A 17,795-nucleotide genomic window follows, 5' to 3' on the forward strand; every position below is an offset into this window, starting at 1 on the left:
AGTCCTACCATTTAAGCAAGTCGAAATCGTCAAGATTTACGGACAGCTTATTGCGGTAGATGGCTATGATAATGGCCAACCCTATACCTACTTCAGCGGCGGCCACAGTGATGACAAACAGAGAAAATATTTGTCCGGTAAAATCTATTGGGGTAATGTACTTGCTAAAGGCCACCAAATTGATATTTACCGCGTTAAGCATAATCTCAATACAAATCAAGACAGCCACAGCATTCCGCTTAGTGATAACCCCAAACAGGCCGATACTGAATAAAAGAGCCGATAGTATAACGTAATGCGTTAAGCTAATCGTGAGCATTGGCCTTCACCCCCTCATCCACGGCAACTGTACCGGCATCATCCCTGGCGATGACAATGGCACCAACCAACGCCACCAGCAGTAGAATAGCCACTACTTCAAACGGAATAACATATTTGCTCATCAATAAGGTACCGATAACCTGGATAGTGTTTTCAGGTACAGCCTGCGTTGCCACCAGGTCAGTCCAGGCAGTGCGACCGGCAAGAATAGCGCACATTGCAAACACCAGGGCAACCACACCGCCACCGGCAAACAGTTGAGTGTTAAACAGGTTAGTACCCTTCATATCAGGAGCTTGAATCAGCATAATACCAAAGACCACCATAATACACACAGCACCGGCGTAAACGAGTACCTGTATCGCAGCGATAAAATCGGCATCCAGTAATAAAAACAGCCCGGCCATGGATATAAAGGTAACGGCCAAGAATAACACCGAATGTACAATATTTTTTGCAAACACTACCAGGGCAGCATTACCTACAATAGTTATTGCCAGTAAATAAAAAGCTATTACGCTATATATACTGGTTTCCATCGGTTACTCACCCTCCTTATCGGAAGTCTTGCTGGCGGCAACCTCGGATTCTGCAGTAACAGCAGGTGCTTCACGCTGAACCAAGACAAGTGGGATGTCACTGAAATGATATTGATTCATATTGATAACCTTTGAAAAATGCAGTGCATCTTTGGGGCAGCTTTCCACACACAAACCGCAGAACAAGCAGTAATAAATTTTCATTACATAATTAGTAAGATACTGTTTCGTGCCAACCTTTTGTTTTTGCAGACTAATAACCTTATTTGGGCAGGCATTGGCACACATCCCACAGGCAATGCACTTATCAACATCCAAAGTAAACCGACCATGATAACGATCCGGGATCGGGTTTTGATGTTCCGGATACTGAATAGTGGCCTTGGGTGACCAAAACTCTTTGAAGGTAATCTGCATTCCTTTAACTAATCCTTTACCAAACATGCCATCACCACCCTATCGCCCGGTAAATGTACATTCCAATACCGGTTACAAAGATATTGGCCAGGGAAAGGGGCACCAGCACCTTCCAGCCAAAACCCATCAACTGGTCAACCCTGATACGGGGGTAAGTCCAGCGAAGCTGCATAATCACAAACATCACGATATACATCTTGATGAAAAACCATAACCAGGACGGGATAAAATCTAAACCAAACGGAGCATGCCAGCCGCCCAAGAACAAAATCGTCACCATGGCGCAACACACCAACATATTGGCGTATTCAGCCAGATAGAACATAGCAAAAGCCATACCGCCATATTCAGTGTTAAACCCGTTAACTAGCTCTGATTCACCTTCGATTAAGTCAAACGGAGCACGGTTACATTCCGACACAGATGCTATAAAGAATATCAAAAATGCGATTGGCTGGGTGAATATAAACCAGGTGTGTTCCTGAGCCGCAATAATATCGGACATATTCAAGCTTCCCGTAATCATGATCACACCCAGGATAGCTAGAACCATCGGCAATTCGTAACTAACCATCTGAGCTACCGAACGCATACTACCGATTAATGAATACTTATTGTTGGATGCCCAGCCGGCCATCCAAAAAATTATGGTAGATGTTGAGGCAATAGCTAAAAGATACAACAAACCGATATTCATATCAATGGCCGCCATATTTTTACCGAAGGGTATTACTGCAAACACCATTAAAGTAGGTACGAAAACCAGCACCGGAGCAAGCATGAATACCACTTTGTCCGTATCCTTATGGATAATAATCTCCTTGCAGATTAATTTACCTATGTCACACGTTGTTTGCAAAAGTCCCTTAGGGCCGACTCGGTTGGGGCCAATACGGGCCTGCATGTAACCGGCAACCTTACGTTCCATGTACACCAGCCACAGTGCATTAACTAATATAAAGACGAGGATAGCCACAAGCTTTACAAGCATTACGATGGCCTCTCCAAGTTCCGGGGGTAGGCCACCAAGAGAAGATCTTAGCCCATCGGCTATGCCTACAAATAAATTTTCCATGCCTCTTCTCCCCTATGATCCCAAATTTGTTAACAATCCACTTCACCTAACATTATGTCGAGACTACCCAGGATTGCCACCACATCAGCTACCAGATAGCCGCGCAGCATTTCATCCAGATAGCCTAGATTAATAAAGGAAGGCCTGCGCACATGGACACGATACGGCTTGGGACTGCCATCACTGACCACATAGTAGCCGATAATGCCCTTGGAAGTTTCAATTTCCGCATAAGCATCTCCCGCCGGTGGTTTAATCACTTTAGGCACTTTGCCGCGTACCGGACCATCGATTTCCCTAATTTGTTCAATAGCTTGTTTGACGATTCTTACTATCTGGCGCATTTCCTTCATCCGGCAGTCAAACCGGTCAAAGCAGTCACCGTTAGTGCCTAGCGGCACTTCAAAATCAAACCGGTCATAAACACTGTAAGGCTTGGCCTTGCGCAGGTCATAGTCAACCCCGCTGCCCCTTAAAGACGGCCCACTGATGCTATAATTGATGGCCGTTTCCGGTTTAAGTACCCCTATCTGCATGGTACGGGCTTGAAATATTTCGTTACCGGTAATTAAACCATCATATTCATCAATACAAGCCGGCATTTGATCCATGAATTTATCTACTTTGTCCAACCAACCCTCGGGTGCATCATCTGCCACACCGCCAATACGAGCATAACTCAAGGTCATCCGGGAACCAGTTAATTCCTCCAACAGGTCCATGGTTGTTTCGCGTTCCCGGAAGGCTAGCAGGAATCCTGTAAAAGCACCAATATCCAATGAGTATGTGCCTATGGCAATCAAGTGACTGGCCAGGCGGGAAAGCTCACCACATATAACTCGCATGTATTCGGCTCTTTCAGGCACCTCTACCTGCATCAGTTTTTCCACGGCCATTACATAGCCCCAGTTTTGAAGCATGGCTGCCAGGTAGTCCAAGCGGTCGGTATAAGGAATGACCTGTGTATAGGTGCGGGCTTCCGCCAATTTTTCAACACCTCGATGCAGGTAGCCGCAAATAGGCTCGGCTTTAACGACCCTTTCTCCATCCAGAGTAAGGACAATCCTAAACACACCGTGTGTACTGGGGTGCTGTGGACCAAAGTTTAAATTATATTCTTGCGTCCTTATCATGAGTTACTCCCTGCCACCTTTCCATTGGAAATCCTTGCGCAGCGGGTGTCCTTCATAATCATAAGGCATCAGAATGCGCACCAGATTGGGATGGCCGGTAAAAACGATACCCATTAAGTCATATATTTCCCGCTCCTGCCAGTTCGCGCCACCCCAGATAGGAAAGACCGAAGGCAATTCCGGGTTGTCCCTATCCACGGAAGTCTTTACCATAATAGTAAAACCCTTTTCGATAGAGCTGATATTATATATAACTTCAAATTTGTTTTCGCTGGGATAATCCGCCGCCGTCTCGTTGGTTAAAAAATCCATCCCATAGTCATCTCTTAATGCCTGCATAAACTCCAGCAATTTATCAGCGGGAATAATGACAGTTGACTGCTCGTTCACTTCCACATAGTCAAACTTTTTACTAAGCTCCTCTACCAACGCAGTTGCTTTTTCTATCATCTTAACCCGTCACCACCCTGCCTTTGAAGTTCTCCAGGTATTCCTTATTATCTAGAATTTTAGCCCTTAACATAAGGAATCCTTCTATCACTGCTTCTGGCCTGGGCGGGCAGCCGGGTACATAAACATCCACAGGTATTAGTTTATTGACACCAGGCACCACACAGTAAGAATCCACGAATGGTCCACCTGATATGGCACAACTGCCAACAGCTATACACCATTTGGGCTCAGACATCTGTTCCCACAAACGCACTACGAAATCAGCCGCTTTGGTAGTTACAGTACCGCACACAAGCATTACATCGGCCTGGCGGGCAGTATTACGCAAGACCTCGTAACCAAAACGGGATAAGTCATAACGAGGACCCTGAGCCGCCATTAAACCTTCAATGGCGCAGCAAGCCAAACCAAAACCCAGCGGCCAAATAGAATGCGCCCGAGCCAAATTCAATACCTTTTCCACCGGGGCCAGGTGAACTAACCTTTTTAGCTCAGGCGGACTGTTGTAATCCGGGTTATCCCCGAAATATTCCGGCGCCCATATGTCTTTTTGGGCTGTTTCTATTTTTTTCCCTTTGTTTACTGCCATTCCAACGCACCTTCCTTCCAGGCGTACCACAAGCCAACGACTAAAATAAAGACGAATATGAGCATTTCAATAAAAGCAAACAATCCCAGGCTTTGGAATTTAACCGCCCAGGCATACAAATAAATAGTTTCCACGTCAAATATGACAAAAAGTAATGCATAAAGGAAATAAGCGGTTTTGAACTGTATCCATGTGGGTCCCTGGGTCGGCATACCGCATTCATAAGGTTCCATTTTTAATGGGGTATCCCGTCTAGGTTGAATAAGAAAACTGGTGGCAATACCACCTGCGCCAAAGATAAGTGCCACTACGAAAAATATAAATAGTCCTGCCCAATCTGACATTTTCCTCCCCCCTTTCTATATAAATTAGATTAGTAAAAAAACAATTAATTGAAAAATGGGAGCCAACGCTATTTACCTGTGAATTTTTCAAAGCTCCCAAACGGATGACTTAATTTGACATAAAATACAGGGTACTCGACATTTATTTCACAAATACACATAAAAATTTATTGTGATTTTAACTTGCCTTTATTAAAGGTTATTTTCACTAGTAAGTCAATAAACATCTTTAGCTAATTGTTTAATTGGTGCAAAATCACGCCGGTGTATCGGACATGGGCCAAATACCGATAAAGCGGTCATATGGGCAACGGTACCGTAGCCTTTATGCACATCAAAACCATATTCAGGGTATAACAAATGATATATTTGCATTAACCTGTCCCTGGTTACCTTGGCTACAACTGACGCAGCAGCAATTGAAGGACACAAACCGTCACCGCCTACCACTGCCTTTTGCGCCAGCTTGCTTCCAGGTATGATAAACTTCCCATCTATCAGCACAAGCTCAGGTTGAATGTCTAAATTGTTTACAGCCCGCAGCATGGCCAGCATGGTAGCCTGGTGGATATTATAGAGTTCTATCTCACTTACAGTAGCTATACCCACCGCCCAGGCATCCGAGGTTTTTTTAATGTTTACCTCAAGCCTGGACCGCTTAACCGGAGTTAGCTTTTTGGAATCATCTAGATCCTCCAGAAAAAAAACCTCAGGCAGTATTACTGCTGCCGCTACTACCGGACCAGCTAGCGGACCCCGGCCTGCCTCGTCCACACCTGCGACAATATTATCACACGGGCCTTGCAAAGAACGCTCATAGGCTATCATTTTTTCCAGGCGCCTAAAATCGGCCTCCTTCTTTCGCCCGACAGTTACATAATGCTTGTATAGCGTTTGCACAGCAGATCGCTTATCCAATGCCATAGCCTGCAGCAATTCATCGTCGGGTCCGCCATTGCGGCCAGCCAACTCTTTAATTTGCGCCACGGTGAAGGAATTTATAACCACGCAATTACTCCGACATAAAATTATAGCTTATAATTTTTTTCGCGATTTGATTTGAAATCCCTGCCATTTAACAAAATATTTTTATGGCAATTCAAGGCTGAACTTCCCCAATCTACCCTCACGAAACTCTTTGATCACAAAAACAGCTGCTTTATTACTATCTATTTTTCCGCCGGATAAGTAGAAGCCTCGGTATTTACCGATTTTTTCAATGACTTCCCAGATCTCCCCCGGTATGGTATCTAATTTGTAACGGCTGGCCAGTACATCGGGTGCCTTTTCCAGCAACCACTGAACAAGCTTTAAACAAATCTCCTCGGGATTGTAGATTTGTTCTTTAATTGCTCCGGTAACCGACAATTTGTAGGCTGTTTCCGGGTCTTCAAATTTAGGCCAAAGAATGCCGGGTGTATCCAGCAATTCCAGCTTGCTTCCCAACTTTATCCACTGCTCGCCCCTGGTTACCCCCGGGCGATTGCCCGTACGGGCCACTTTTTTGCCGGCTAGCTTATTGATCAACATGGATTTGCCCACATTGGGCACCCCCACTACCATACAACGGGCTAACCGAGCTAACCGCCCCCTGGACATATACTTTTGCACCGCTGGCCTGGCTTGCTGTTCAGTAAGCGCTATCATTTTTTTTATTCCAGCACCATGGTGGGCATCTACAGCCACCGCCGGCAGGGCATTGCGGTTAAAATAATCCAACCAGGCAGCCGTGGCCTCGGGAGCAGCCAGATCCGACTTGTTCAGCACCACCAGTCTGGGTTTATCTTTTAAAATTACATTAATATCCGGATTACGACTGCTGGCAGGTATGCGGGCATCCAGTAGTTCAATAACAACATCTACCATTTGTAGGTTCTGCTGCACCTGCTTGCGTGCTTTGGCCATATGCCCCGGGTACCATTGAATATCCATCTTGTCACGAGTCCTTATATAAGATCTAACTTATTCCTTTCATGGACAGTTATGCTTAATGTCGGTATTTACAGGTTTAAAATTGGTTACAGCTGTAGCATCCCCGGTAAACAATTACTTTAATACTTAAGACCATGTTTCCGGGAAACTTGGGCACAATTATCCTAACAGTGTTATTATAATAAGCTAATGCGATTCAAAGGCCAGTAAATCAACACTGCTTTACCAATTATATTTTCTTCCGGTAATGCCCCCCAAACCCGGCTATCGTCACTGTTATTACGATTATCACCCATCATAAAATAACTGCCGACGGGCACCTCATCCGGTCCAAAATCAGCAAAGGTCAGACCTTCAGGAAGGTAATCCTCCTTCACCTGCTGACCATTAATATACAAACGACTGTCGCGAATTGCAATACTTTCACCACCAATACCAATGGTTCGCTTGACAAAATCCCTGCTGGGGTCAAGGGGGAACTTAAATACCATGACATCACCCCGTTTTGGTTCACTGAAATAGTAATTTAGCTTACTGACAATTATTCTATCCCCCACTTGCAAACTGGGAACCATTGACTCAGAAGGGATATAAAAAGGCTGAAACACAAACATCCTGATGAGTATAGCCAATAAAATTGCTATGGCTATAGACTCAAGAATTTCTCTTATTGCCGACTTGCTCTTGACTTTAATTTTTACCGGTTGCTCATGACTTGAATTTCCCATCTCCATCCCCTCGATTAATCAACATAAATTCATTTAAAAAGGGACTGTCTTATCAGCCAGTCCCTTGTAATCCTAGCGGCGAATTTCCTTAATTCGAGCAGCTTTGCCGCGCAATTTGCGCAGGTAATAAAGCCTGGCTCTGCGAACACGTCCTCGCCTGGTAACTTCAATTTTATCAATACGCGGTGAATGGAGAGGAAATGTTCTTTCAACACCGACTCCGTATGATACCCGGCGGACAGTAAATGTCTCACTTAGCCCGCCACCACGGCGCCTAATTACTACACCCTCAAACACCTGGATTCTTTCCCGATTACCTTCCACAACTTTGACGTGTACTTTGACAGTGTCTCCAGGACTAAAATCAGGAATATTTTCTTTATATTGATCTTGTTCGATTACTTTTATTAAATCCATAGCTGTAACCTCCTTCCCCCCAGATGTTCATACCCCTTATTTCCAGGATAGCGGACCACCGTAATAAACAAGAGAAATTATACCACAATTCACCCGAAGGCGCAATAACCCTATATTTCCCCTATTAATGTCTTTAAAATTCTTAGTATTATCCTCTTCGTCTGCTCAATTGGTCGATTTTACTTAACAGGTAATTTTTTACTTTTTCTTCCGAGTTATTGATGAAGATAAAGATGACGCCGCCTAACACAACTAATAAAGCTATGAAAAGAACGGTTCCCCACCCCTGAGGCCCGGTTTTTGGCAACTCTGTGGCCTCCTGGCGGGGCGGCGGTGTTAAGCCAAGCATTTCAGGAACAGCATTGGCTAACAGAGCAACCCCGTTTTCCGCCTGCGGTTTTTCATTGGTGTAAGTGCCTGCTTCAATCAACAACGCCGTAGGCATTAAATCCTGGTTGTAATTACCCGAGGCCAGGTATATTTCCTTTATTAATTCCGGGTTTTTCTTGTTAACATAAGCCATTAAACGCTTGGCAAAATCTAGGTTAGCAGACATTTTAGGATTCTGCCTGCCCACCACCAAGCGGATTTGAGTAACATCCTGTTCTGATATAATCTGGCGATAGAACTCGGGATCGTCTATACCATCCCTGTGCACATCAAAAATTGCCACCGGGTTCTGTTCCAACAACTTTACAGCTGTCCTACGAGAACGGTAATAGGCATTGGCATCGTGTGGACAATGGGGCGTTTTATTATAATCTACCTTAACTTTTTGTTCTTGGAGTGTATTATTGAAAATATCCCCCACTTGATAAATACCCCCGTTAAAAGGTATGGAAGCTTTACCGTCGGTGGGCAAATACGATTCATCCGAATGGGTATGATATATACCAACCGGGCGTTCCTGCCATGCCTGGCTCGATACAACAGGTGCGGCTTTAATTTGCTCATAATAATCCATATACGATAGTATAATTTTATCCTTGCCGATTAATTTAACCTGAGCCGTATTGCCTTGCACACCGCTCACCTGATAGTGATAACCTTTGCTATTGATTATTTCGTCGCCCCTAGCCGGCTTCCGGGAAGCAAGAGTTACCAGATTACCATGCTGGTCAATATATTCATAGCACACCCCGGCCATATGATCAGCCTGCTGCTCAGCCAGCGCTGACAATGGGCAGTAGAGACAAGCATAATACAAACTTACTATAATGAACACTGCACGTAATGGTTTCAAGATAAGGCCTCCATATAAACATAATAATTTTATCATGGCCTTATCTGAAGGAATATAGACATGCTAAAACAGATAAAACTTTAGTACTTTTTATTAATACTGTTCATAAAATTATATATATAAACCAGGCTGACAATATTTCTTGTGCAGGGAGAGTAAATCAATGATATTAGCAATATTTTTTACACCGGCGGAAGTACCGGCCATCTGGGCGTGATTAGGCTATGCCCGATTCTAACGATCATGTACCCTGTTCCTCCGGTCGATATTGGATTGTTACGCCGGGGGATACACTATATTTAATAGCATCCTTTGTGGGTACTACCATTTCCACACTTACGCAGCTCAATCCAGATATCGATCCCGCTAACTTGCAAACAGGCCAAAAAATTTGCCTGCCCCCGGAGAGGGTTTGTCCCTCGGGCGTATTCTGGTTAGTGGCACGTGGTGATACCCTGTACACTATTGCCTTAGCCACAGGCACCACCGTAGAAAAGCTGCGGGAACTCAATCCCAACGTCGATCCCCTAAAACTCCTACCCGGACAAACAATCTGCCTGCCAGGATAAAATTTCACCAGCCCTAACCCTCGATAACTCCCTGGATGCTGACCACTATTTCACGCAAAATATCTCGATCTTCGCTGCTTAGCATCTCCTCTCGCAGCAGATCAGGGCGGCGTTCCAGCGTTTTGAGTAAAGCCTGTCGGCGGCGCCATAGCCTGATTTTTTCGTGGTGACCACTCATCAAAATTTCAGGCACCGACAAATCCTCGCAATCACGAGGCCGGGTATATTGCGGGTATTCCAATAACCCATGATAAAAGGAATCCTCCTCTGCAGAGGCCTGCTCACCCAGCACACCGGGTATCATCCTGGCGACCGCGTCCACCACCACCATTGCCGGTAGTTCACCACCCGTAAGCACGTAATCACCTATGGATAATTCATCAGTTACGGCCAGCTCGCGCACCCGTTCGTCGATACCCTCATAATGACCGCAGATAATTACCAGGTGTTCCTCCCTGGCCAGGTCCCGCGCCCAATTCTGATCAAAGGTTAAGCCGGTGGGGCACATTAATATTACCCTAGCCTGCGCATCACCCCTTTGATTGCACACATGCTCCAGCGCCCGCATAATGGGCGGTGCCTGCATCACCATACCAGCACCGCCGCCATACGGGGTATCATCCACGGTATGATGTTTATTACCCGAAAAATCCCGAATATCAGTAAAACTTATTTCCAAAAGGCCCCTATCCCTAGCTCGCTTAATAATGCTGCTATCAAAGGGACCGGAAAACATTTCCGGAAATAAGGTAAGCATATCTATTTTCATGACAATTCTTCCAGCCCTTCCGGTAAACAAACGGTCATTTCTTTCTGCTCCATATCAACATTACGTACAACTTGTTTAAGTGCCGGTATTAAAAGCGGTCGCTTCGTTGCGCCTTCTACAATAAACACGTCATTTGCTCCGGTTTGAAGCACATCCTGCACTTGCCCCAGATATCGCCTATCATCAGTAAACACTTCCATACCCACGATATCAAAGACATAAAACGTATCCTCAGGCAGCGGCATTTGCTCATCTCTGGGAATTAACAGCCTTGCATTTTTTAGCGTTTCCGCAGTATTCATATCGTTTATACCCGCAAACTTAATAATAATAAATTTTTTGTGCGGATAGGTTTTCTCAATATTCATCAGCTTTATTTGGCCATTAAGCTCCACTAACGCCTTATCCATAGCGCTAAACCGCTCAGGGAAATCCGTTAATGGTATAACCCTCACCTCACCCCGGTGTCCATGGGTATTTACTATTTTCCCAATGGTTATATATTGAACTTCCGCACCCAACCAACCATCACCTCAAACATAAAAAAGGTTATTGTCATTATGTCATAAACAGAAGCAAAACAATCATCCCATAATAAGAAAGAGGGCGCCATGCCCCCTTTTGTTTGTATCCTATCCTAATTAAACAATCTCTACGGTGACCTTTTTGTGCTCTTTGGTGGCTGCCGCTTTAACAACGGTCCGAATGGCCCTGGCAATCTTACCTTGTTTACCTATCACTTTACCCATATCATCCTGGGCAACCCGCAACTCAATCACGCAAGACTTTTCCCTTTCAATAATATCCACGGTCACCATATCAGGATGGTCGACGAGGGCCTTGGCCAATGTTTCCACCAGTTCCTTCATAGGATAGACCTCCTCTGCTGGTCCATTTACTGACCCTCGCCGCTAACGATTTTTTTATTGATACCAACTTTATTAAACAGCGCTTTAGTGGTATCGGTAAGCTGTGCCCCTTTACTTAACCAATCAGCCGCTTTGGCTTCATCAATTTTAATCACAGCTGGGTTCTTCAGCGGGTCATAATAGCCAATTTCCTCTATAAAACGACCGTCCCGGGGGGATCGGGCATCGGCTACCACGATCCGATAAAACGGCTGTTTCTTAGCCCCCATTCTCTTAAGTCTGATCTTTACAGCCACAATATTCACCTCCTTTAACTGATGTAAAATTAATATTATTATTTAAATGGCGAACCCTTTTTACCAAAACCGAGTAGATTTTGCTTGCCTTTTTTAGCACCTTTGCCCATTTCTACTAACTGACGCATCATTTTCTTTGTCTGTTCAAACTGTTTGAGCAGACGGTTTACTTCTTGGACACTAGTACCGCTGCCCCGGGCAATACGCCGGCGCCGGCTTCCGTTTATCTCCTGGGGGTTCTGTCTTTCCCATGGGGTCATGGATTTAATAATAGCCTCCACAAAAACCAGATCTTTATCGTCCACTTCCAAATCCTTTAGTTTCTTCATCCCCCCCAAACCGGGAATCATGCCCAAAATTTGATCAAGAGGACCCATTTTTTTGACTTGATTTAACTGCTGGACAAAATCATCCAGTGTAAACTCCATACTTCGGATGCGCTTATTGAGTATTTCCACCTGCTCTTGATCAAAATTAGCCTGAGCCTTTTCAATCAAAGTCAGCATATCACCCATACCTAAGATACGGTCAGCCATCCGGTCGGGGTGAAAATCTTCCAAAGCATCTAACTTCTCACCCATACCAACAAATTTAATCGGACAGCCTGTCACTGCTTTAACTGAAAGCGCAGCCCCTCCACGAGTGTCCCCGTCCAACTTGGTAAGGATCACCCCTGTTAAAGATAAACGCTCGTTAAAGGCTTTAGCCACGTTAACAGCATCCTGGCCAGTCATGGAATCCACTACCAGCAATATTTCATTGGGGTTAACGTTTGCCACAATATCTTTCAATTCGGTCATCAATTCTTCATCAATATGCAGCCGACCGGCTGTATCGAGGATAACCAAGTCATTACCCTCCCGGCGGGCTTTCTCCACAGCCGCCCGAGCAATATCCGGCGGGGCAACATTATCACCCATGTTAAATACCGGCATGTCCAATTGCCCGCCCAGCACCTGCAGCTGTTTGATAGCTGCTGGGCGATAGATATCACAAGCCACGAGCAAAGGCCGGCGCCCCTGGCGGCGAAGGTGGTTGGCCAGTTTTGCAGTTGTGGTGGTTTTACCTCCCCCCTGCAGACCTACCATCATCACCACTGTAGGTGGGGCCGGTGCAAGCTCGATTTTGCTCCGGGTTCCCCCCATGAGAGCAGCTAATTCATCGTGCACTATTTTTATAACTTGCTGAGCAGGGGTGAGGCTTTGCAATACATCTAGCCCGACAGCCCTTTCCCTGACCTTGGCTATAAAATCCTTAACAACCAAAAAGTTAACATCTGCGCCAATCAGCGCCCGGCGCACTTCCTTTAAAGCCAGGTCAACATCCTCTTCGGTAAGTCGGCCCTTGCCCCGCAATTTTTTGAAGGTCTCCTGGAGCTTTTCTGCTAAACCGGAAAATATCATATATGTTACCCCCTGTCCATCTCCAGTAGTTCCTGCAATAGCTTCCTAGCCTTGACCAGCCGCTGAGGCGCAAGCTCGCCGGCCTCATTCAACAACCGGGCAACCTCGGCCAGTTTATTGCGCTGTACTAAAAATTTATCGATTAATCCTAATTTATTTTCGTAATTAACCAGAATATTCTCCGCCCTTTTTAGCATATCATGCACCGCCTGCCGGCTGACCCCATAGCTTTCGGCAATTTCACCCAGGGAATAATCATTTCCATAATACAAATCGAAAAACTTTTGCTGCCTTTCCGTTAACAGCGGGCCGTAAAAATCGTACAGCAGAGTCATTCTAATTACCTTATCCATCAATAGAACCTTTCTGTATAAAGCTAAAATACTTTACAGCCAATTTTACATTAATAGAGTAACTATGTCAAGTAATATGTAAAAATTGACACACTTGTAAGTATATATCTGTACTATGCTTATAAGTTTCGCTGTCACTAACGCCAAGCAGTAATCCAAGACAATTACCCCCCAGGTACCAAGCAGGGTGCAAAAAGCTATAGCCGGTTTTTCCACCGAAGCAGTGTTAAATGCCCTGGGCGGCAAACTGGAACCGCTTCTTGACGTTATCAAAGCAGGTAAAATTAAAGGTGTAACCAACTGCACCACAACGGCAACAGGTCTCCACGATTATATGACGGTGAACGTTGTCAAAGAGCTAATCAAGCGAGACATCCTTGTGCTCAGCGGCGGCTGCGGTAACCACGCTCTGGAAGTGGCCGGTTTGTGCAATGCCGACGCGGTGGCTTTAGCCGGCAGCGGTTTGCAGGAAATCTGCAACGCACTGGGCATCCCCCCCGTACTGAGCTTCGGCACCTGCACGGACACCGGGCGTATATCTATGCTGGTTACAGAAATCGCCAATTCCCTGGGGGTAGATACTTCCGACCTGCCGGTGGCAGTTACCGCACCACAGTACCTGGAGCAAAAGGCTACCATCGATGCTATTTTCGCTCTGGCCTTTGGCTTATATGCCCACCTGGCCCCCACCCCGCCAGTAACTGGCGGCCCGGAGTTGGTGAAACTGTTAACCGAAGACTTGGAAGGCCTGACCGGCGGCAAAATAGCACTCGCGGACACACCGGAAAGCGCCGTTGACGGTATTGAGGCGCATATTATAAAAAAGAGGGCAGTGCTAGGTATATAAAATAAATGTTAAAAACAAGCAAACCGGAGCGCTGCATATGCACCCCGGTTTTTTGAACGTACCTGTTTGATAACTCCTCAGCTGTTGCTTCTCTGCACCAGAGCATCAGCGCAGCGCTGAGCTTCTGCCATAACCACATCCTCATCCAGCGTTAAAATACGGCGGTTCTCCATTACCACCCGGCCATCAACGAGCACCGTATGCACGTCCGATGATGCGGCAGCATAGACAATCTGGGCATAAATGTCGAACAGCGGATAAAGATGCGGCTGATGCATATCCAATAATATTATGTCAGCCTTAAGACCGCTCACCAGCCGTCCGATTTGCTCCTGCATACCCAGCGCTCTGGCCCCGCCGGCAGTAGCCATATGCAAGGCCTGATACGCAGGGAGCACACTGGTATCACAGGTGTGCAGCTTTTGCAGTAAAGCCGCGGTCCGCATTTCCTCCAGCATGTCCACATTATTGTTGCTGGCTGCACCGTCGGTACCCAGACCGACGAGCGCTCCCGAGTGCAACAAACGACTTACCGGTGCCACTCCACTGGCCAGCTTCATGTTGCTCTGGGGGTTATGAGCGATACCCACCTGCCGGCGTGCCAAAATATCAATGTCGGTGTCACTGAGATGCACACAGTGGGCTGCAAGTACGGGCAGTTCAAAAAGTCCAACCTCTTCCATTAAAGCCACGGGGGTTTTTCCGTACTGGTCACTGATTTCTTTAACCTCATCGACTGTTTCGGCTAGATGAATGTGGATACCCACACCCATTTCTTTCGCGGCGGCAATTACCTGTTTAAGGTACACCGGCGGGCAGGTATAAGGAGCATGAGGCCCAAGCATGGTAGTGATTCGCCCTCCGGCACTACAATGCCATTTTTGGATAAATTCTACGCTTTCGGCCAGTGCGCTTTCACCATCTGGTCCAGCGCCGATCATCCCCCGACAGAGTACCGCTCGCAGGCCAGCTTCGTCCACAGCCCGGGCTACCTGGTCCATTTCCACGTACATATCCGCCAGGGTGGTAGTGCCACCACGGATCATTTCCGCGCAGCACAATAACGTACCCTGAAAAATATCCTCAGGGATCAACAGCGCCTCCAGGGGCCAAATTTTATCATTAAGCCACTGCATTAAAGGCAGGTCATCGGCATAACCCCGAAACAGCGTCATAGCTGCATGGGTATGGCAATTGACCAAGCCGGGCATAGCCACCATCCTGGGATAATCCAGCACCCGTTCCGGTTTAAAATCAGCCGGTGTCGAACCGCTGGGACCCACGTGGTAGATTAGATTATCCCGCACTGCAATTTCACCATGGTTAATTATGTCACCCTCGCTGTCCATAGTTAAAACAGCCATACATTTGATCAGTAAATCAGCCATACTTAACCTCCTTAATTGCGTCTAGTAATTATCTCAAACAAGCAAAATCCCTCGTCATACGCCCTATCTATTATCTGTTATACCTGCTGACCGTAACCGGTCTGGTAGGATTTCCTTATTGCAGCCACATCCCCTGGCTGTATTATTGCTGCTTTACCGATTAGTTCCGCTAATATGTATACTTGAGCAGTCTTTTCCACCACCAGGCAAACCTGATAAGCTTCGTCCAATGTGCTACCCAGTCCCACCAGTCCATGATTAGCCAACAGCACAGCCTTGCTCTGTCCTAAGGCATCTACAACTGCAGCAGCTAAATCAACAGTGCCCGCCCGGGCATACCGAGCCACCGATACTGTGCCACCCACAAACTGCACTTGCTCCTCCAAAATAGGGGGTAGCGTTTTCCCTGCCACTGCCAAAGCGCTGGCATAAATGCTATGACTATGCACGATAGCACCCGCTTGGGCGCAAGCGCTGTATATGGCCGCATGCAGCATTAATTCCGTGGATGGCTTCCGTTCACCCTCGATTACGCGCCCCGTAATATCTACAACCACTAAATCCGTCTTAACCAGCACGTCATAGGATATACCGCTGGGGGTTATCACAAACAGGTTTTTATCCGGAAGTCGGGCTGATAGATTGCCCCAGGTGCCCATCACCAAACCAGCTGCAGCCATGCGGGCACCAACCTTTAAAAGCTGTACCTTAACATCTTCTGCGACATTAGACATGTCGGAACCCCCCTGGTTTATAATTCTTCTTATGCAGTGGCCTCGCTACTCGCAACGCCAATCATTAATATATTTAAATTGTTCACTGGTCAGGTGATCTATTTGTATACCCAGCGAAGATAATTTTAGCTCGGCAACCCGGTTATCTATTTCAGGCGGTACATTATATACCTTTTTATTCAATTGCCGGCCATGCTGCAGTATATACAGAACTGAAAGGGCCTGTAAGGCAAAGGACATGTCCATAATTTCCGCGGGGTGACCATCTCCGGCCGCCAGGTTCACCAACCTGCCCTCAGCCAGCAAATACAGGCGGCGCCCATCCGACTGTTTAAATTCTTCAATGTTTTTACGTACAGTACGTCGTGAAACTGAGACCCGCTCCAATTCAGGAATATTTATTTCCACATCAAAATGACCGGCATTGGCCAGAATAGCTCCGTCTTTCATGCGCTGGTAATGCCTTGTAACCAGCACATCCATACACCCCGTCACGGTAATAAAAATATCCCCTTCTGCAGCTGCCTGCTCAGCTTGCATTACCCGAAAGCCATCCATAAATGCTTCAATGGCTTTGACCGGGTCAATTTCACAAATAATTACCTTAGCCCCAAGTCCTTTGGCCCGCATAGCCACACCCTTACCGCACCAGCCATACCCGATTACTACCACAGTTTTGCCGGCCGTCACCAGGTTAGTAGTGCGCATTATGCCGGACCAGACCGACTCACCAGTTCCATAACGATTATCAAACAGATACTTGCACAAGGCATCGTTCACTGAGATCATGGGAAATAGCAGTTGACCGTTTCTCTCCAACGCCCTGAGTCTCAGCACCCCAGTAGTGGTTTCTTCGGCTCCGCCTAACACCTCACCGGCCTGCTCCCGCAGGTCGGTATGGAGCAAGTGAGCTAAATCTCCCCCATCGTCGATTAGCACTTGGGGGTGATTGCCCAGCACAAGACGCAGGTGTTTATTATATTCCTCCGCAGTAGCAGCATACCAGGCGTAAACATTAATACCCTCTTGGGCCAGAGCTGCAGCCACATCATCCTGGGTAGACAAGGGGTTGGAGCCAGTAATGGCCACTTTTGCCCCTCCAGCGCTGAGTACTTCAGCCAAATAGGCTGTTTTAGCCTCAAGGTGAATGCTCATGGCCACCCGGATCCCCTGTAAAGGACGATTTTTTTCAAATTCCTTCCGAATTACATTTAACACAGGCATATGCGACCGTACCCAGTCTATCTTCAGACGTCCCTGTTCATATAAATCAATGTCCCTGATAACGTAATCTAACAAACGATCAGCTCCTTAAAATATGTAGCATGAGTACTACACGAAAAGGCTATATGTTCAAATCCACGCGTATAAAATAA

General features: G+C 46.4%; 23 protein-coding genes and 1 pseudogene. 2 read left to right on the forward strand and 22 right to left on the reverse strand.

Annotated features, from left to right (window positions below):
• Window positions 1–4 precede the first annotated feature (4 nt).
• The 13 genes from nuoK to spoIIP all read right to left on the reverse strand — a co-directional run bounded on the left by nuoK (window position 5) and on the right by spoIIP (window position 9,191).
• Window positions 5–319 (reverse strand): NADH-quinone oxidoreductase subunit NuoK, encoded by a 315-nt coding sequence (nuoK, locus tag SPSYN_RS01725; RefSeq protein WP_161820772.1) that lies wholly within the window; start codon window positions 317–319, stop codon window positions 5–7.
• A complete protein-coding gene (locus SPSYN_RS01730) occupies window positions 306–860 on the reverse strand; it encodes an NADH-quinone oxidoreductase subunit J family protein (RefSeq protein WP_161820773.1) in 555 nt (184 codons plus the stop codon). Before SPSYN_RS01730 ends, nuoK begins: the two co-directional genes overlap by 14 nt.
• Window positions 861–863: 3 nt before the next feature.
• Entirely contained in the window at window positions 864–1,304 is a 441-nt protein-coding gene (locus SPSYN_RS01735; protein ID WP_161820774.1) for an NADH-quinone oxidoreductase subunit I, read from the reverse strand.
• Window positions 1,305–1,308: 4 nt separating this feature from the next.
• Entirely contained in the window at window positions 1,309–2,352 is a 1,044-nt protein-coding gene (nuoH, locus tag SPSYN_RS01740; protein ID WP_161820775.1) for an NADH-quinone oxidoreductase subunit NuoH, read from the reverse strand.
• Window positions 2,353–2,381: 29 nt separating this feature from the next.
• Entirely contained in the window at window positions 2,382–3,485 is a 1,104-nt protein-coding gene (locus tag SPSYN_RS01745; RefSeq protein ID WP_161820776.1) for an NADH-quinone oxidoreductase subunit D, read from the reverse strand.
• 3 nt (window positions 3,486–3,488) lie between these two features.
• Entirely contained in the window at window positions 3,489–3,935 is a 447-nt protein-coding gene (locus SPSYN_RS01750; protein WP_161820777.1) for an NADH-quinone oxidoreductase subunit C, read from the reverse strand.
• A 1-nt stretch (window position 3,936) separates the two neighbouring features.
• Window positions 3,937–4,527, reverse strand: a complete 591-nt coding sequence (locus SPSYN_RS01755; protein WP_161820778.1) for an NADH-quinone oxidoreductase subunit B — start codon at window positions 4,525–4,527, stop codon at window positions 3,937–3,939.
• Window positions 4,518–4,871, reverse strand: coding sequence for an NADH-quinone oxidoreductase subunit A (locus SPSYN_RS01760; protein WP_161820779.1), 354 nt, complete (start codon window positions 4,869–4,871; stop codon window positions 4,518–4,520). The genes SPSYN_RS01755 and SPSYN_RS01760 overlap by 10 nt, the downstream gene beginning before the upstream one ends.
• A 216-nt stretch (window positions 4,872–5,087) precedes the next feature.
• On the reverse strand, window positions 5,088–5,879 hold the full coding sequence (locus tag SPSYN_RS01765) for a ribonuclease HII (protein WP_161820780.1): 792 nt from the start codon (window positions 5,877–5,879) through the stop codon (window positions 5,088–5,090).
• An 81-nt stretch (window positions 5,880–5,960) separates the two neighbouring features.
• Complete coding sequence (gene ylqF / locus SPSYN_RS01770) at window positions 5,961–6,803, reverse strand: ribosome biogenesis GTPase YlqF (protein WP_161820781.1); 843 nt, start codon at window positions 6,801–6,803, stop codon at window positions 5,961–5,963.
• Between the two features lie 176 nt (window positions 6,804–6,979).
• Entirely contained in the window at window positions 6,980–7,531 is a 552-nt protein-coding gene (lepB, locus tag SPSYN_RS01775; RefSeq protein ID WP_161820782.1) for a signal peptidase I, read from the reverse strand.
• 72 nt (window positions 7,532–7,603) lie between these two features.
• Window positions 7,604–7,948, reverse strand: a complete 345-nt coding sequence (gene rplS / locus SPSYN_RS01780; protein ID WP_161820783.1) for a 50S ribosomal protein L19 — start codon at window positions 7,946–7,948, stop codon at window positions 7,604–7,606.
• 148 nt (window positions 7,949–8,096) lie between these two features.
• Window positions 8,097–9,191 carry a stage II sporulation protein P gene (spoIIP, locus tag SPSYN_RS01785; protein WP_161820784.1) on the reverse strand — a complete coding sequence of 365 codons (1,095 nt, stop codon included), beginning with the start codon at window positions 9,189–9,191 and terminating at the stop codon, window positions 8,097–8,099.
• 224 nt (window positions 9,192–9,415) lie between these two features.
• Between spoIIP and SPSYN_RS01790 the strand changes: the two genes are divergently transcribed.
• The gene (locus SPSYN_RS01790; RefSeq protein ID WP_161820785.1) at window positions 9,416–9,760 is read left to right on the forward strand and encodes a LysM peptidoglycan-binding domain-containing protein; all 345 of its coding nucleotides are present in this window, start codon (window positions 9,416–9,418) and stop codon (window positions 9,758–9,760) included.
• Between the two features lie 13 nt (window positions 9,761–9,773).
• On the opposite strand, the gene trmD is transcribed toward SPSYN_RS01790, so the two are convergent.
• The 6 genes from trmD to ylxM all read right to left on the reverse strand — a co-directional run bounded on the left by trmD (window position 9,774) and on the right by ylxM (window position 13,450).
• Complete coding sequence (trmD, locus tag SPSYN_RS01795; RefSeq protein WP_161820786.1) at window positions 9,774–10,529, reverse strand: tRNA (guanosine(37)-N1)-methyltransferase TrmD; 756 nt, start codon at window positions 10,527–10,529, stop codon at window positions 9,774–9,776.
• Window positions 10,526–11,050 carry a ribosome maturation factor RimM gene (gene rimM / locus SPSYN_RS01800; protein ID WP_161820787.1) on the reverse strand — a complete coding sequence of 175 codons (525 nt, stop codon included), beginning with the start codon at window positions 11,048–11,050 and terminating at the stop codon, window positions 10,526–10,528. The genes trmD and rimM overlap by 4 nt, the downstream gene beginning before the upstream one ends.
• Window positions 11,051–11,170: 120 nt before the next feature.
• On the reverse strand, window positions 11,171–11,398 hold the full coding sequence (locus tag SPSYN_RS01805; protein ID WP_161820788.1) for a KH domain-containing protein: 228 nt from the start codon (window positions 11,396–11,398) through the stop codon (window positions 11,171–11,173).
• Between the two features lie 26 nt (window positions 11,399–11,424).
• A complete protein-coding gene (gene rpsP / locus SPSYN_RS01810) occupies window positions 11,425–11,694 on the reverse strand; it encodes a 30S ribosomal protein S16 (protein ID WP_161820789.1) in 270 nt (89 codons plus the stop codon).
• A gap of 38 nt (window positions 11,695–11,732) precedes the next feature.
• Window positions 11,733–13,097, reverse strand: coding sequence for a signal recognition particle protein (gene ffh, locus SPSYN_RS01815; protein ID WP_202623702.1), 1,365 nt, complete (start codon window positions 13,095–13,097; stop codon window positions 11,733–11,735).
• Between the two features lie 5 nt (window positions 13,098–13,102).
• On the reverse strand, window positions 13,103–13,450 hold the full coding sequence (gene ylxM, locus SPSYN_RS01820) for a YlxM family DNA-binding protein (protein ID WP_161820790.1): 348 nt from the start codon (window positions 13,448–13,450) through the stop codon (window positions 13,103–13,105).
• Window positions 13,451–13,613: 163 nt separating this feature from the next.
• Here ylxM and SPSYN_RS01825 point away from each other — a divergent pair.
• A pseudogene (locus SPSYN_RS01825) lies at window positions 13,614–14,297 on the forward strand (anaerobic carbon-monoxide dehydrogenase catalytic subunit); the annotation flags it as partial.
• 77 nt (window positions 14,298–14,374) lie between these two features.
• Here SPSYN_RS01825 and SPSYN_RS01830 read toward each other — a convergent pair.
• The 3 genes from SPSYN_RS01830 to SPSYN_RS01840 form a co-directional block, all read right to left on the reverse strand.
• Window positions 14,375–15,685, reverse strand: coding sequence for an amidohydrolase (locus SPSYN_RS01830; protein WP_161820791.1), 1,311 nt, complete (start codon window positions 15,683–15,685; stop codon window positions 14,375–14,377).
• Window positions 15,686–15,762: 77 nt separating this feature from the next.
• Window positions 15,763–16,419, reverse strand: coding sequence for a class II aldolase/adducin family protein (locus SPSYN_RS01835; RefSeq protein WP_161820792.1), 657 nt, complete (start codon window positions 16,417–16,419; stop codon window positions 15,763–15,765).
• A 45-nt stretch (window positions 16,420–16,464) separates the two neighbouring features.
• A complete protein-coding gene (locus tag SPSYN_RS01840) occupies window positions 16,465–17,718 on the reverse strand; it encodes an adenosylhomocysteinase (protein ID WP_161820793.1) in 1,254 nt (417 codons plus the stop codon).
• Window positions 17,719–17,795 lie beyond the last annotated feature (77 nt).

Source organism: Sporotomaculum syntrophicum (assembly GCF_009932395.1).
Lineage (GTDB): Bacteria > Bacillota > Desulfotomaculia > Desulfotomaculales > Desulfallaceae > Sporotomaculum > Sporotomaculum syntrophicum.

What these genes read in the sequence shown, in the direction of transcription:
- nuoK (WP_161820772.1), bottom strand. Translation starts at nt 319, where the DNA reads ATGCTCACGATTAGCTTAACGCATTACGTTATACTATCGGCTCTTTTA.
- trmD (WP_161820786.1), bottom strand. Translation starts at nt 10,529, where the DNA reads ATGAAAATAGATATGCTTACCTTATTTCCGGAAATGTTTTCCGGTCCC.
- nuoH (WP_161820775.1), bottom strand. Translation starts at nt 2,352, where the DNA reads ATGGAAAATTTATTTGTAGGCATAGCCGATGGGCTAAGATCTTCTCTT.
- SPSYN_RS01755 (WP_161820778.1), bottom strand. Translation starts at nt 4,527, where the DNA reads ATGGCAGTAAACAAAGGGAAAAAAATAGAAACAGCCCAAAAAGACATA.
- ffh (WP_202623702.1), bottom strand. Translation starts at nt 13,097, where the DNA reads ATGATATTTTCCGGTTTAGCAGAAAAGCTCCAGGAGACCTTCAAAAAA.
- SPSYN_RS01805 (WP_161820788.1), bottom strand. Translation starts at nt 11,398, where the DNA reads ATGAAGGAACTGGTGGAAACATTGGCCAAGGCCCTCGTCGACCATCCT.
- SPSYN_RS01760 (WP_161820779.1), bottom strand. Translation starts at nt 4,871, where the DNA reads ATGTCAGATTGGGCAGGACTATTTATATTTTTCGTAGTGGCACTTATC.
- lepB (WP_161820782.1), bottom strand. Translation starts at nt 7,531, where the DNA reads ATGGGAAATTCAAGTCATGAGCAACCGGTAAAAATTAAAGTCAAGAGC.
- SPSYN_RS01730 (WP_161820773.1), bottom strand. Translation starts at nt 860, where the DNA reads ATGGAAACCAGTATATATAGCGTAATAGCTTTTTATTTACTGGCAATA.
- ylxM (WP_161820790.1), bottom strand. Translation starts at nt 13,450, where the DNA reads ATGGATAAGGTAATTAGAATGACTCTGCTGTACGATTTTTACGGCCCG.
- SPSYN_RS01835 (WP_161820792.1), bottom strand. Translation starts at nt 16,419, where the DNA reads ATGTCTAATGTCGCAGAAGATGTTAAGGTACAGCTTTTAAAGGTTGGT.
- SPSYN_RS01830 (WP_161820791.1), bottom strand. Translation starts at nt 15,685, where the DNA reads ATGGCTGATTTACTGATCAAATGTATGGCTGTTTTAACTATGGACAGC.
- SPSYN_RS01735 (WP_161820774.1), bottom strand. Translation starts at nt 1,304, where the DNA reads ATGTTTGGTAAAGGATTAGTTAAAGGAATGCAGATTACCTTCAAAGAG.
- SPSYN_RS01745 (WP_161820776.1), bottom strand. Translation starts at nt 3,485, where the DNA reads ATGATAAGGACGCAAGAATATAATTTAAACTTTGGTCCACAGCACCCC.
- SPSYN_RS01750 (WP_161820777.1), bottom strand. Translation starts at nt 3,935, where the DNA reads ATGATAGAAAAAGCAACTGCGTTGGTAGAGGAGCTTAGTAAAAAGTTT.
- ylqF (WP_161820781.1), bottom strand. Translation starts at nt 6,803, where the DNA reads ATGGATATTCAATGGTACCCGGGGCATATGGCCAAAGCACGCAAGCAG.
- rplS (WP_161820783.1), bottom strand. Translation starts at nt 7,948, where the DNA reads ATGGATTTAATAAAAGTAATCGAACAAGATCAATATAAAGAAAATATT.
- SPSYN_RS01790 (WP_161820785.1), top strand. Translation starts at nt 9,416, where the DNA reads ATGCCCGATTCTAACGATCATGTACCCTGTTCCTCCGGTCGATATTGG.